This window comes from Gottfriedia luciferensis, assembly GCF_002156865.1.
In the GTDB taxonomy this organism is placed as follows: Bacteria; Bacillota; Bacilli; order Bacillales; family Bacillaceae_G; genus Gottfriedia; species Gottfriedia luciferensis.
The window spans coordinates 354,684-369,491 of the sequence record NZ_NCTA01000001.1 but is presented as its reverse complement, the minus strand read 5'-3'; the positions used below and the strand labels follow the sequence as shown (position 1 = coordinate 369,491).

13 protein-coding genes are annotated in these 14,808 nt (G+C 33.2%); 12 read left to right on the top strand and 1 reads right to left on the bottom strand.

The annotated features are described in order from the left end of the window. Nucleotides 1–43: 43 nt before the first annotated feature. Nucleotides 44–1,804 carry a hypothetical protein gene (locus B7R67_RS01835; protein ID WP_088067013.1) on the bottom strand — a complete coding sequence of 587 codons (1,761 nt, stop codon included), beginning with the start codon at nt 1,802–1,804 and terminating at the stop codon, nt 44–46. A gap of 314 nt (nt 1,805–2,118) precedes the next feature. On the opposite strand from B7R67_RS01835, the gene B7R67_RS01830 reads away from it, so the two are divergent. The 12 genes from B7R67_RS01830 to alaS all read left to right on the top strand — a co-directional run bounded on the left by B7R67_RS01830 (nt 2,119) and on the right by alaS (nt 14,771). Further along, the gene (locus B7R67_RS01830; protein ID WP_158095001.1) at nt 2,119–2,451 is read left to right on the top strand and encodes a DUF4257 domain-containing protein; all 333 of its coding nucleotides are present in this window, start codon (nt 2,119–2,121) and stop codon (nt 2,449–2,451) included. Nucleotides 2,452–2,490: 39 nt separating this feature from the next. Next, on the top strand, nt 2,491–2,703 hold the full coding sequence (locus B7R67_RS01825; RefSeq protein WP_088067009.1) for a hypothetical protein: 213 nt from the start codon (nt 2,491–2,493) through the stop codon (nt 2,701–2,703). 166 nt (nt 2,704–2,869) lie between these two features. Beyond that, nucleotides 2,870–3,286, top strand: coding sequence for a cysteine metabolism transcriptional regulator CymR (gene cymR, locus B7R67_RS01820; protein ID WP_088067007.1), 417 nt, complete (start codon nt 2,870–2,872; stop codon nt 3,284–3,286). Nucleotides 3,287–3,338: 52 nt separating this feature from the next. Continuing rightward, nucleotides 3,339–4,484 (top strand): cysteine desulfurase family protein, encoded by a 1,146-nt coding sequence (locus tag B7R67_RS01815; protein ID WP_088067005.1) that lies wholly within the window; start codon nt 3,339–3,341, stop codon nt 4,482–4,484. Between the two features lie 26 nt (nt 4,485–4,510). Then, entirely contained in the window at nt 4,511–5,629 is a 1,119-nt protein-coding gene (gene mnmA, locus B7R67_RS01810) for a tRNA 2-thiouridine(34) synthase MnmA (RefSeq protein ID WP_088067003.1), read from the top strand. 252 nt (nt 5,630–5,881) lie between these two features. After that, nucleotides 5,882–6,541, top strand: coding sequence for a tetratricopeptide repeat protein (locus B7R67_RS01805; RefSeq protein ID WP_088066999.1), 660 nt, complete (start codon nt 5,882–5,884; stop codon nt 6,539–6,541). Nucleotides 6,542–6,579: 38 nt separating this feature from the next. Then, a complete protein-coding gene (gene recD2, locus B7R67_RS01800; protein WP_088066997.1) occupies nt 6,580–8,937 on the top strand; it encodes an SF1B family DNA helicase RecD2 in 2,358 nt (785 codons plus the stop codon). A 109-nt stretch (nt 8,938–9,046) separates the two neighbouring features. Beyond that, nucleotides 9,047–9,238: a hypothetical protein gene (locus B7R67_RS01795; protein WP_088066995.1), complete on the top strand. Its 192-nt coding sequence runs from the start codon at nt 9,047–9,049 to the stop codon at nt 9,236–9,238. A 13-nt stretch (nt 9,239–9,251) separates the two neighbouring features. Continuing rightward, nucleotides 9,252–9,386 (top strand): DUF3918 family protein, encoded by a 135-nt coding sequence (locus B7R67_RS01790; protein WP_158095000.1) that lies wholly within the window; start codon nt 9,252–9,254, stop codon nt 9,384–9,386. A gap of 698 nt (nt 9,387–10,084) precedes the next feature. Then, the gene (locus B7R67_RS01785; RefSeq protein ID WP_407920362.1) at nt 10,085–10,648 is read left to right on the top strand and encodes a GNAT family N-acetyltransferase; all 564 of its coding nucleotides are present in this window, start codon (nt 10,085–10,087) and stop codon (nt 10,646–10,648) included. A gap of 40 nt (nt 10,649–10,688) precedes the next feature. Then, nucleotides 10,689–11,756, top strand: a complete 1,068-nt coding sequence (locus B7R67_RS01780) for an AI-2E family transporter (RefSeq protein ID WP_088066990.1) — start codon at nt 10,689–10,691, stop codon at nt 11,754–11,756. Nucleotides 11,757–12,119: 363 nt separating this feature from the next. Further along, entirely contained in the window at nt 12,120–14,771 is a 2,652-nt protein-coding gene (gene alaS, locus B7R67_RS01775) for an alanine--tRNA ligase (RefSeq protein WP_088066988.1), read from the top strand. Nucleotides 14,772–14,808 lie beyond the last annotated feature (37 nt).

Here is a 14,808-nt window from a genome sequence, read left to right as displayed (position 1 = left end):
GAACTGAGCATGAATAAAAAAAGCCGAGAATTGATCTCGACTCTTAAGCACTTATATCATTTTCATATCCTTCAATAGTTGGGGTCTCAACTAAATGGCTAGTTAATAATTTTATTTCAAAGAATAGTAATTCAGAATTAATGGAAGTCGAAGGAATGGATAATATCTCGTTATTTTCTTTGTCATAGAAAACAATATAGTTTACTTTTCGTTGGTAAGCTGCCATTTTCCCTTCGTTTTTACCCCATCTGCGAAGCTCTAATGTCATTCGATTGATTTTATGAAGTTCAATCGTCGTTATTTCATTTCGTTTTATTAAGGTTAGATGTCGAACTGTTAAAATTACTTTTAATTCTTTTCGGAGTTTTACTGTTGCATAAACTTTAAATAAGAATACCACCCAAAGTAAGCTTAGTAATAAAAAATAAATTGGGTCATTGGTTCCGAAAGCAGTTACTGTTCGTACGGCAGTTAGGAAACCAAGAAAATAAGTACCGAAATGCCAGCCTGGCTTTGATTCCAAAATAACTTCCTGATCAAGTTTATCAGTATTCTTTTTGTTTTCTGCTTCAAGGTGATTCTTATGTTCATCCTCAGTTAATTGATCCCATTTCGTAAATGTGGTAATCGTTTCATCTACAATTTTAGGACTCGGAATTTGGTTAGGAAAATAAGCACCTACAAGCGCAGCCATCCAATCTTTTTCTAACCAGTCGTCTTGAACAGTTCGAAATCTAGTTAAATAATAAGCAACTTCTTCACCATAATAATTTAAAGTATCATACCGTTTTATGACCTCAATTTCATCAGGAATGATTCCAAAATCTTGATGGTCTATTAAGTAATGAAAAAGTCTGTTTTTAACAAAGCTACGCTGGTGTTCTTCAGTTATTGGATAAACATCTTTTTTTGAAACTTCGCTAAGCTTTGTATAAAACCATACAGATGATTCGATATTATGAGCGCAATAATCAAGCATCTCCTGATCAATTTGAACGCCTTGCTCCATTAACGATATAACTGCATCAACTTTTAAATATGGATCATTAAATTGAAGTGCTTCTTCTAAATAACGATAGATTGAATCATCAAAGTAAAACTGCATTAATTGAAGGTAAATCCCCATCTCGGCTCGAACCATGATGTATGACTCTTTCCAAGCTTGGTATACATATTTTAAATTGTAATCTCGATCATAATTTAGATAAGATTCTCTTCTTTGTTTATAGTATTGTTTCAAGATCTCTTTAATAAAATCTTTCTCTTCATTCGTAAATGGAAGTGAAATTGAATTTCTTAAACAGAGTAGTATCATATGGAAAATTGATACTGCAGTTTGTTCCTTTTCAATGTAAGGTAATAAGTTTTTTACTAAAAAAGGTGTCCATTCCGTTTCTTCAAAAATAAATTGTACATTAATACCAAAACCAATTTGATCAATATTTTTCTTTATAATTCGAAAGTAAGCGTCTCTCGCAAGTTCGGATTTAAGGCTTATCAATAAATAAAGCGCTTGAGTCTTTGCTCGTTCACTATATTGGTCGAAATTCTTTTCAATGGGATTAATTAGATCGACATGTTGAAACTCTGAACAAAATCCAACTAAATGATAGCTACCATCATCCCAATCTTCCATTGATCTAGGAAAATTTTTTCCTGCTTCTTCTAATAAATAGATTAAAGAGTCAATAGTAGCACTTGAATGAAGAGCTTGTCTAAGTTGGTCTACTCCTTTTGCCCTTTGATAAAGATCTTGATGGTGGAGTTTTTTTATTATTTTTTTAAATTTTGTTTGTACGGCCAACTTATAACCTCCTCTTTTGCAAATTATTCTTCAAATATATCATACAAAGAATAAGTAGAAATAGCTAAATAATAGGATTATAGTTTAGTGTAAGAAAGAATTAATTTAGGACTCTTACCTTATTTTTTGTCATAATTGGATATATTTTACAAATTGTTTTGAAAATTTATTTATAGACTTTTATAATAATAAGAACAAGCTGTTCATAACTTGAATATAGAACTTGTCCAATCCTAGTTATCATTTCGAACATTCTATCTCGAAACGAAAGTAGGAATTTTTTTTGTACCTAAAATTAAGAATGGAGGATGAACATGGTTAAACTCTATGTGCTGGCGGTCGTCATTGGTGGAGTGACCGGATTTATTTTTCACATCCTGTTTAACAAAGGTACGATTATGCTTCCGGTAAAGCGGAAGAAAGGATTTTATTTGGGTTTTCTCGCGGATATTTTATTTGGAGCGACAGCAGCGACTTTATTTGTTTCATTATTTATACCAGAAAACATGTTGAAAGATATGCGTATGGTAATTGGCTATTGTATATTGGCTGGCCTTTCATCCCAAAGCTTTCTTTTAAGTAGAGCACTTAATACGGAAAGAGAAAGAGTAACTTCACTCCATAATATTTCTAAGCAAATTGTTTAGAACCCGTCCCATTCTTAGCTAAGATGAAGGAGGCATGTAATGAAGCCAGCACTTACACCTGAAGAAAAAGCGATTTATTTCGATTTATTACAGGATTTATTAAATGCTGATACTGAGTATGAAATTAAAAGTATCGAGTTTCAAATTATAAGTTTTTTAAATAATGTAAAAGAATCAAGAAAAAATGTTGAGGACTTCGATGAGAAAGCTGCAACTGCACAATTCATTCGAGCTGGAAAGTTGAAAAGTTAGTTTGAAATGAGAGATAATACACTTTTCCAATTGGATTAGTGTATTTTTTTTGCAGAAATATGAATTTATATAATATATAGTGTACAATAATTGTATTAAAACAGTTTTATAAATAGGGTAAAACTGACTAAACTAAGAGATATAGTTAATTGAACGGAGTGAATAGATGAAGATTTCAACTAAAGGAAGATACGGACTTACAGTAATGATTGAGTTAGCGAAAAGATATTGTGATAAACCAATCTCATTAAAAACGATTGCAAATGCACAAAATCTTTCTGAGCATTATTTAGAACAAATTATTTCATTATTGCGTAATGCTGGACTTGTTAAAAGTATTCGTGGAGCATATGGTGGGTATATTTTAACAAAGGAGCCAAATGAGATTTCAGCAGGCGAGGTTATTACTGCTCTAGAAGGATCATTATCCCCAATTGAAAATCTTGAGGATGAGAATCCTGCTCAAAAGGAGCTTTGGACACGTGTTCAAAATGCTATAAATGAAGTTTTAGACCATACAAGTCTTGAAGATTTAGCTAAATTGGAATCTGATGATTTAAATGGTTATATGTTTTATATTTAATTTTAATGTGTTCAATGAATTGAACGCTTCATAAAGAAGGGATTTAATAAAAATGGAACGTATTTATGTAGATCATGCAGCTACTTCTCCGATGCATCCAGAAGTAATTGAAAAGATGGTAGTAGAGATGCAGGAGACTTTTGGAAATCCATCAAGTATTCATTCTTTTGGTCGACAAGCAAGACAAAAAATTGATACAGCTCGCATGATTTGTGCAAATAGTATTGGAGCGAAAGTTAACGAGATAATTTTTACAAGCGGTGGTACAGAGAGTGACAATCTAGCTATTCGAGGGGTTGCTTATGCTAATCAAAAATATGGTAAGCACATTATTACCTCAAGTATAGAACATCATGCTATATTACATACATGCCAAGCTCTTGAAAAAGAAGGCTTTGAGGTGACGTATTTACCTGTTGATGAGACAGGACGTGTGAATCTAGATGATGTAAAGGCTGCACTCCGTGATGATACAATCTTAGTATCGATTATGATGGTTAATAATGAAATCGGAACAATTCAACCAATCAAAGAAATTGGTGAACTTCTTAGAGACCATCAAGCTCAATTTCATACAGATGCGGTTCAAGCATATGGATTGATTCCAATAAATGTAGAAGAACTGGGTGTGAACTTTTTATCTATTTCATCACATAAAATAAATGGCCCTAAAGGTGTAGGTTTTCTTTATGTAAGTGAAAATGCAATTTTTACACAAATGCAGTTTGGTGGACAACAAGAACGAAAACGTCGTGCCGGTACAGAAAATGTTCCCGGGATTGTTGGACTAGCGAAAGCTGTTGAAGTAATTCACATAGAAAGAGAAGAACGTGTTAAAAACTATTTACGTTTTCAAGATATCTTAGTGAATGTTTTAAGAGAAAATGACATTCGTTTTGAAAAAAATGGAAATGAGACGTTTTTTGCACCACATGTGTTAAACTTATCATTTGAAGATATTTCAATTGAATCGTTTTTAGTCAATCTTGATTTATCTGGCATTGCAGCATCAAGTGGATCTGCGTGTACAGCTGGGAGTATTGACCCATCTCATGTATTAGTTGAAATGTTTGGAATTGATTCTCCTAAATTACGTTCTTCGGTGCGTTTTAGCTTTGGCTATGGAAATACTGACGAACAAATACGCGTACTTGGAGAGCGTGTATCTTCAATCGTAAAACGATTAGTTAAAATATAAATTTTCAAAAATGCGAGGGTGACAATATGAATAAAAAAGATCCAAAAGACACTCGCGTAGTAGTAGGGATGTCAGGTGGTGTAGATTCATCTGTAACAGCATATTTGTTAAAGCAACAAGGATATGATGTCATTGGAATTTTTATGAAAAACTGGGATGACACAGATGAAAATGGTGTATGTACAGCAACTGAAGATTATGAAGATGTAATTGCAGTATGTAATCAAATCGGTATTCCGTATTATGCAGTGAATTTTGAAAAACAATATTGGGATAAAGTGTTTACTTATTTTTTAGATGAGTATAAAAAAGGTAGAACACCAAATCCAGATGTAATGTGTAATAAAGAAATCAAATTTAAAGCTTTTCTTGAACATGCAATGACACTTGGAGCGGATTATGTTGCAACTGGTCATTATGCTGGGGTTGAGTATCGTGACGGTGAATATAAAATGTTACGTGGAATTGATAGTAATAAGGACCAAACTTATTTCTTAAATCAGCTTGGCCAAGAACAACTATCTAAAGTAATGTTTCCACTTGGAGGCTATTTGAAGCCTGAAATACGAAAAATTGCAGAAGAAGCGGATCTAGCAACTGCTAAGAAAAAGGACAGTACTGGTATTTGCTTCATTGGTGAACGTAACTTTAAAGAATTCCTAAGTAATTATTTACCAGCTCAACCAGGTGAAATGAGAACAATGAACGGGGAAGTTAAAGGGAAACATGACGGACTTATGTATTATACAATTGGTCAACGTCACGGTCTTGGAATTGGCGGAAACGGTGACCCTTGGTTCGTAGTAGGAAAAGATTTAGAAAATAATGTTTTACTAGTTGAACAAGGTTTTCATAATGAACTTCTTTATAGTAACGAAGTGCTTGCTTCTGATATTAGCTGGACTTCAGAGAAACCAAAAGAAGGCTCATTTACATGCACTGCTAAATTCCGTTATCGATCTGAAGATAATGAAGTAACTGTTCAAATATTAGATGATCAATCTGTTAGAATTCTTTGTCATGAGAAAATACGTGCAATTACTCCAGGACAAGCTGTTGTATTTTATGATGGCACTGATTGTTTAGGTGGAGGCACAATCGATCGTGCTTTTATTGATGGTAAAGAACTAACTTATTTAAGATAAACTTACTTACCCCTTCCATTATGGTTGGGGTTTATTTTTTGAATTAAATGATTAGGTATATGAAGAGAAAATTTGAAAAAACGTTTCTTTGAAATGTATTCTGTGGTGTGATAGTGTTAATGATATGGTTTAACTTTAGGCCGTTCTCTATTTGTGAAATCTAGGTTATTTCTGAACTATCGGAGAGTTGATAAACTTAATTTAATAAAGCAAAATTTAAAGAGCTAAAGAAAATACATAGAGGTGTAATAAATGAATCATTTTGAACTTGGGGTAGCAGCCCTACAAGAAGGAAATTTAGAAGAAGCAGCTAATTATTTAACAAAAGAAATTGAAGAAAATCCAACGAATTCATTAGCCTATGTTAATTTTGGGCAGCTTTTACTAACAATGGGAGATGTAGAACGAGCTTGCCGATTTTTTGAAAAGGCTTTAGAAATTGATCCAGAATTAGCAGCTGCACATTATGCAGTTGGAACAGTATATTTTGAAGATGGAAAATTTGATTTAGCAAAAAAACATTTTCAACATTGTGTGAAACTTGGAATGAATGATAGTGATGTTCATTTCATGATTGGTTTATGTTGTGTAAATAATGGCGAAGATCGATTTGCACTTCCGTTTTTCCAACGTGCAATTGAATTAGATAACTCGGATATCGATGCATTATTTCAATACGGTTTATGTTTAGCTAAATTAGAGATGCTAGATGAAGCTAAAAGTAATCTTGAAAAAGTATTAGAGTTAGATGATCAACACGCTGATGCACATTACAATTTAGGAATTATTGCAATGTTTAATGATCAAGTTAACATTGCTAAAGAACATTTTCATAAAGCGATTGAAAGTCAAGATGATCATATGCTTGCAATGCATGCTTTAAAAGTAATTGAAAATAAAGAAGAAGAATGAATGTAAGAAACTGATTAGTAAGTGCGGGAGGTGGAAAAATGCAAACACAAAGTGAAATGGAATTGTTTGTCGATGAGACACCTTATATTAAAGGTCATGTTACAACAATCATCTTTTATAATGCAGAAAACTTTTATACTGTTGCCAAAGTAAAAGTAGTCGATACAAATTTATCGAATTGTGAGCAAGAAATGACCATAACTGGAAATATTCCAAGAATGAATGAAGATGAGACTTATACTTTTAAAGGGATTGTAAAAGAACATCCAAGGTATGGTAAACAATTTCAAATTGCATCGTTTGAGAAAGAACTTCCTTCTACTAAAAAAGGTGTAATTCAGTATTTATCCTCGGATTTATTTAAAGGAATCGGTAAGAAAACAGCTGAAAAAATTGTTGAACATTTAGGTGGATCGGCAATCAATAAAATATTGGATAATCCAGATAGCTTAGATGGTGTTCCACAACTTGCAAAATCAAAAGCTAAAGAAATTTACGAAACAATCTTATCTCACCAAGGTCTTGAAAAAGTAATGAGCTTCTTAAGTAGCTATGGTATTGGAACGGCTTTATCGATAAAAATTTATAAAACCTACAATGAATCGACTTTAGATGTAATTCGAACGAATCCATTTAAATTGATTGAGGATGTTGTTGGAATAGGCTTTGGAAGAGCAGATGAAATTGGTCGGGCAATTGGAATTACAGGGAATCATCCTGATCGAATTCGTGCGGGTTGTATTTATATATTAGAGCATTTGTCGATGCAAGATGGCCATGTTTACATTACTCAAGATCAATTTATTGATGAAACAAGACAATTACTAATGAAACAGGATAAAGAGCTTGTCGAAGCAGTCGACATTTCTCGGGAAATGAACCGATTAGTAGCAGATGGGAAATTAGTAGTTGAAGATGACCGGATTTATTTAGCTGCACTTTATTATGCTGAAAAAGGTATTGTAAAAGCTATTCAGAAATTGTTAAGTAATGCGCCTGATTTAGGAGAAATGACAGAAAATAGATTTTCTAAAGAGCTAGAAGAATTAGAAGCCAAAATGAATGTAAAGTATGCTCCTTCTCAAGCTGATGCAATTAAAAAGGCGATGGAATCACCTATGATGGTTTTAACGGGTGGACCGGGAACAGGGAAAACAACTGTAATTAAAGGAATCGTTAATTTATTTTCAACAATTCATGATTTGTCTTTAGATCAACACGCATATCCAAAGGATGATCCATTTCCATATTTGCTGGCTGCACCAACAGGTAGAGCAGCAAAACGAATGAGTGAAGCTACAGGGTTACCAGCAGTGACAATTCATCGTTTACTTGGCTGGACAAGAGAAGGTGAGTTTAGTCATCATGAAGAAAACCCGTTAAACGGAAAATTACTTATCATTGATGAGTTTTCAATGGTCGATGTTTGGTTAGGAAATCAGTTATTAAAGAGTATACCAGAAGGTTGCCAAGTTATTTTTGTAGGAGATGAAGATCAGCTTCCTTCAGTAGGTCCAGGTCAAGTTTTAAAGGATTTATTAAACTCTGGTACTGTTCCAACAGTTAGACTAAAAGACATTTATCGTCAATCCGAAGATTCGTCTATCATAACATTAGCTCACTATATAAAAGATGGAACAATTTCAGAGGACTTATTTGAGCAAAGAAAGGATCGTTCATTTATCGGTTGCTCAAGTCAACAAGTAGTTGAAGTAGTCAAAAAAGTATGTGAAAACGCGAATAAAAAGGGTTTTCCAGTACGAGATATACAAGTACTTGCTCCAATGTATCGTGGTCCAGCGGGGATTGATGCATTAAATGAAGGTTTGCAGGAAGTCTTTAATCCGAAAAAAGAAAAGCAACGTGAAATGAATTTTGGAGAAACAACCTTCAGAACAGGTGATAAAGTACTTCAATTAGTGAACGTTCCTGAAAATAATGTTTTTAACGGCGATATGGGTGAGATTGTTAATATATTTTTTGCAAAAGAAAATGTAGAGCAACAAGACATCATTATCGTATCATTCGATGGGAATGAAGTAACCTACACTAGACCCGATTTTTCTCAATTAACCCTTGCTTATTGTTGTTCAATCCATAAGTCACAAGGAAGTGAATTTGATATTATTGTGCTTCCAATTGTAAAAAGTTATTATCGAATGCTTCGAAGAAATTTAATTTATACTGCAGTGACAAGAAGTAAAAAGTTTTTAATTATGTGCGGTGAACAAGATGCCTTTATTCAAGGTATTGGTCGTACAGATGATGGACAAAGACAAACAACCTTATGTATGAAGTTAAAAGGAATCGAAAATGAGGAAGTACTATTTAATGATGACTTACCTTTTCAGTTGTCAGATGAATTACCAAATCTTTCACCTTATGATTTCATGTAATTGACTAATAATACATAGTGCAAGACGATTCCTGTACTTACGTATATTTTTATGAAAATTTGGTCACAATGCATAGAAATATTGCCTTTTTTAGGTTAAAGGAGCGAGCATTGTGGTTTGTCCAAATTGTCATAGCAAAGACTTAGGGAAAATAGGTGTGAATCAATATTATTGCTGGGGATGTTATATCGAACTGACAATTAATAAAGGGATGATTTACACTCACCAAGTCGAAGAAGATGGTACGTTAAGTTCGTTAGATGATTTATTTGACGAAGAGGATCGAAAACTTAGTATGTAGGAGTGGGTTGTTAATGGCTAGAAAAAGCTCTTTATTAGGTTTAGGTTTAGGTGCAGGTGCACTTGCAATGAAATTAATGTACGATAACAAATGGCTTTCTCCAAAAAATATGAAGCGTATGAGAAAGTCATTAAAAAGAATGCTTTAAAAGGTACTTAAAAGCACATGTCCAAAGGGCATGTGCTTTTAGATTGCCCGCTAAACGCTCGCTTTCTTCGTTACTTCGTGTCAGAGTGTTGAAATATATACCGTCAATATAAAGAACTTTATTGATGATAAAGTTAGTATTTTTTGATGTTCTAATAATATGTTTTGAGCAATATTTATAACTTCGTCAAACTCAAATCATTACTTAGATCATCTTTTTATAAGTTTAAACTATTAAATACTAATTTTCAGAAAATGAATTCAAATCTTAAAAGACAATGCTTTTTGGAATTCGTTGTTTAAACTGATTAATCATTTGTTCTAAGCAAAGAATATTTAAATCGTTTTTTTATGAATACTTTTATTGAACAAGAAGTTTATTGGAACGGAAGGATGCTCGACTCCTATGTTAAAGGCAGGGAAAAACAGGAAAAGCAGGAAAAGCAGGAAAAGCAGATAGGGAATATATTAAATATAGGAACTCACTAAAATACTCTAAAGTCTTTTAATATCTTTTCTTTTCACTTTCCCCTTGATCCTGCATTTCCTTGTTCCTGCTCCTAAGCATGCATTATGTAGTGGAAATGAACAAAGGGCATGTGTTTTTTAGTTATTAAGGGTTTAAGTTTTGCAATATTTGAAAAAGTGTTGAAATTATAGTTTAACCTCTTTACTATTATTTAAAAAGATGGAAATGAGATGGTAAAGATGGGAGTAAGAGTCAAACTTGTTAAAAATGATTTAAAATACGCAGAACAGGTTTTTAAGTTATCATCTGATCCAGGTGTAAAAGATGTTTTGGGTATTAAAGTGGATCGTATTGAGGATACGATTGGATTTATTAATTATATTGTGCAACAGGAAATAGAGTGTAAGGTAGTTAATCGAATAATTTTGAATGAGCAAGATGAAGTAGTTGGAATTACGTGTTTAAAACATCTTGATCGAGGAGATAGGATTTGTCATATCGGGACTTGGATTGGCGTTCCTTTTTGGGGAAAAGGCTATAATGAAGCTTCTAAAATTGAAATTCTAAAAATAGCTTTTAATGAGTTGGCTATGGATTATGTATTCGCAGGTGCAAAAGCATCAAACGCTAGATCGATACGTGCACAGGAAAAATTACCTTATTTCACTATAGGGGTTGAGAACGAGTTTCCAAAAGAGCTTGCCATTATTGAAAATGAAACTGGTGTTAATTGTGTATTAAACGTTGTAAAGCGTGAAGATTTTGCAAAATTTTTCACACCTCACATAATTTAGTTAGAAATCTCCATACTATTACCAGTATGGAGGTTTTTTTATGGACGGATTAAAATTAAAGTGGATTTATCGTTTATGTTTAATCTTGTTAATTGGATTAGTTGGAATCGTATTTTATTATTTAAAACCGGTTTACTTACATATTATTATCGGTGTTATAAAATCGACGGTTCCATTTTTAATTGGATTAGTTATTGCATATTTATTACACCCAGCAATTGAATACATTCATAAAAAAGGGCTAAAGCGAGTGTATGCAATTTTATTAATTTATTTATTATTTTTTGGAGGAATTGCTTTAGGGTTATATTTGCTATTCCCTATTTTTAAACAACAATGGGAAGATATTTTAAAATCTTTCCCTAAGGTGACGGCATTATATGATAATTTTTTAACTAAAATTGACCGGAAAACTTCAAGAATGCCAATTTTTTTGCATAATCGGATTGACTTAATGATAAATGGAGCTGAGAAATCTGTATTATCATTAATTAATCGGTCTGGGGAATGGATGAAAAAACTAGTAAATAATATCATTTCAATCTTTATCATTCCTTTTATCGTATTTTACTTTTTAAAAGACTATAAAGTATTAACGAATATGTTTTGGAAAATCATTCCTTTTAAATGGCGGGATGAAACAAAAGGGTTAGCGAAAGAATTGGATAATACATTTGGTAAATATATTCGAGGTCAAATACTCGTTTGTTTTTTACTTTTCGTTTTAGCAACAATTTTTTTATGGATCGTTCGAATGAAATATGCCCTAGTGTTAGGTGTTATTATAGGGATTACTGATATTATTCCTTATTTTGGACCAATAATAGGAGCTTTACCTACTTTGTTTCTAGCAGCTTCAGAAGGAACAAGTTTATTAATTCGTGTCGGTTTTATTTTAATTGTTTTGCAATTAATAGAGGGGAATGTACTATCTCCTTTGATCATTGGAAAGTCGATTCATACCCATCCAGTTATCATAATGTTTTCGCTTTTAGTAGCAGGTGAAATAGCCGGTTTTATCGGATTGTTAATAGCAGTTCCTGTTCTAGTTGTGATCATCTCAGTTATTCGTTATTTCAATAACAGAAAAGAACATCTCTCAACTTGACTTTCAATTTTTACAATGATACTATTTTTTCATACAATAATATTTGCAAAATTTTGAAGGAAAAAGTATGTCACAGTCCATTTAATCATTTGTTAAAGAGAGAAGTTTCCTAGGCTGAAAGAAACTTTAATGAAGGGTGACAGAAAAGCTACTCCTGAATGCAGCTAATCACTGACGTCTGACCACGTTACGGTCTCTTGAGGTGATGAATAGACTTTGAGGCAATTAATGCCTAAGCAAAATGCTTTCTATTCATAATCAGGGTGGTATCGCGAGTACATCTCGTCCCTGTTTTAGGGACGGGATTTTTTTGTTTTCAAAACATTTTATGAAATAATTAATTAATCAATGGAGGTTAAATAAATGAAAAAGCTAACTGCTGCTCAAATTCGCCAAATGTACTTAGACTTCTTTAAAGAAAAAGGTCATTCTATTGAACCAAGTGCTTCTTTAGTTCCAATAGATGATCCAACATTATTATGGATTAATAGTGGTGTTGCGACTTTAAAAAAATATTTTGATGGTCGTGTGATTCCAGAAAATCCAAGAATAACAAATTCACAAAAATCGATCCGTACAAATGATATCGAGAATGTTGGTAAAACCGCTCGTCACCATACGTTTTTCGAAATGTTAGGTAACTTCTCAATTGGAGATTATTTCCGTGAAGAAGCTGTAACATGGGGATGGGAATTATTAACATCACCTGAATGGTTTGGCTTTGAAAAAGAAAAACTATATGTAACAGTTTATCCTGAAGATAAAGCAACGTATGATTTATGGATTCAATTAGGTTTAGATCCTGAACATATTATTCTTTTAGAAGGTAACTTCTGGGAAATTGGTGAAGGACCATGTGGACCTTGTACAGAAATTTTCTATGATCGTGGAACAAAATACGATCCTGAAAACATTGGTATTAAATTATTAAAAGAAGATCTAGAAAATGATCGCTATTTAGAAATTTGGAATATTGTATTCTCTCAATTCAACTCAAAAGAAGGTTTAGACCGTAAAGAGTATCCTGAGCTACCGAGCAAAAACATTGATACTGGAATGGGCTTAGAGCGTATGGCAAGTGTACTACAAGAGGTAGATACAAACTTTGACACGGATTTATTTATGCCGATTATTAATGTAGTTGAAACAATCTCTGGTGAAAAATATCGTAATGGTGATTTAGATAAGGACACAGCTTTTAAAGTAATTGCTGACCATATTCGTACTGTTTCATTTGCGGTTGCAGATGGTGCACTTCCTTCGAATGAAGGCCGTGGATATGTTTTACGTCGTTTAATCCGTCGAGCTGTCCGTTTTGCTAAAAAGCTAGGTGTTGAACGTCCGTTTATGTTTGAACTAGTACCTGTAGTAGCAGAAATTATGGAAAGCTATTATCCAAATGTAAAAGAGAAAATTCCTTTCATTCAAAAAGTAATTAAAAATGAGGAAGAGCGTTTCCACGAAACATTACATGAAGGATTAACACTTCTTACAACTGTTATGAAGGATGCAAAAGCAAAGGGAAGCACAGTCATTAAAGGTGAAGACGTTTTCCGTTTATATGATACTTATGGATTCCCAATTGAATTAACAGAAGAATATGCAGAAGAAGAAGGCTTAACAGTTGACCATGATGGCTTCGAAGTTGAAATGGAAAAACAACGTGAGCGTGCTCGTTCTGCTCGTCAAGATGTTGATTCAATGCAAGTTCAAAGTGAAGCACTTCGTGAAATTAAAGAAGCATCTACATTCGTTGGATATAGTGAAGGATCTGTAGAATCGACTGTACTTGCATTAGTTAAGGACGGAGAAAAAGTTGAAGATGTGGCTAATGGTGAAGAAGCTCATTTAATACTTGATGTAACTCCTTTCTATGCTGAAAGTGGGGGCCAAATTGCAGACCGCGGATTATTAATTGCTTCAGGTCTGAAAGTTGAAGTACTTGATGTTCAGAAAGCTCCAAACGGACAAAATTTACACCGCGTGAAGGTTGTAGAAGGTGCATTATCTGTTGGAGATAAAGTAACATCAACTATTAATAAAGCAAACCGTTCAAGTATTGTAAAAAACCATACTGCTACACACTTATTACATCAAGCATTAAAAGATACTTTGGGAACTCATGTAAACCAAGCAGGTTCGTTAGTAAACCAAGAACGTCTTCGTTTTGACTTCTCTCATTTCGGTCAAGTAACTGCAGATGAGTTAGAAACAATCGAGAAAATAGTAAACGAAAAAATTTGGGAAAGTATTCCGGTACAAATCTCAGAAAAAGCGATTGCTGAAGCAAAAGCAATGGGAGCTATGGCATTATTCGGTGAAAAATACGGAGATGTAGTAAGAGTTGTTCAAGTTGGTGATTATAGTCTTGAGCTATGTGGTGGATGTCACGTCGATAACACTGCATCGATTGGCACATTTAAAATTATTTCTGAAACAGGAATTGGAGCAGGTACAAGACGTATTGAAGCAGTTACTGGTAAAGCAGCTTATGAATATATGCAAGAACAAATAGGGCAACTTAAAGATGCTGCTAGCTTACTAAAATCTAATCCTAAAGACGTTGTTGCTCGAATTGAAATCTTACAATCAGATTTAAAACAAGCACAAAAAGAAAATGAATCACTTTCTTCAAAATTAAGTAACATTGAAGCAGGAAATATTAGTAATAATGTAAAAGAAGTAAATGGAGTAAAATTCATTGCTGCTAAAGTAAATGGAGCAGATATGAACAGCCTTCGTACGATGGTTGATGACCTAAAAAATAAAATTGGATCTGTTGTTGTTTTACTTGGATCAGCTAATGAAGGGAAAGTAAACTTAATTGCTGGTGTTACAAAAGATCTAGTAGGTCAAGGTTACCATGCAGGAAATCTAATAAAAGAAGCTGCTTCAATTTGTGGCGGAGGAGGCGGAGGCCGTCCAGATATGGCTCAAGCTGGTGGTAAAGATCCTTCAAAATTAGATGAAGCTGTAGCTTTTGTTGAAAAATGGATGAACACGATTTCAAAATAAAACAAAAATCGTGTACAATAACAGATATAAATATTTT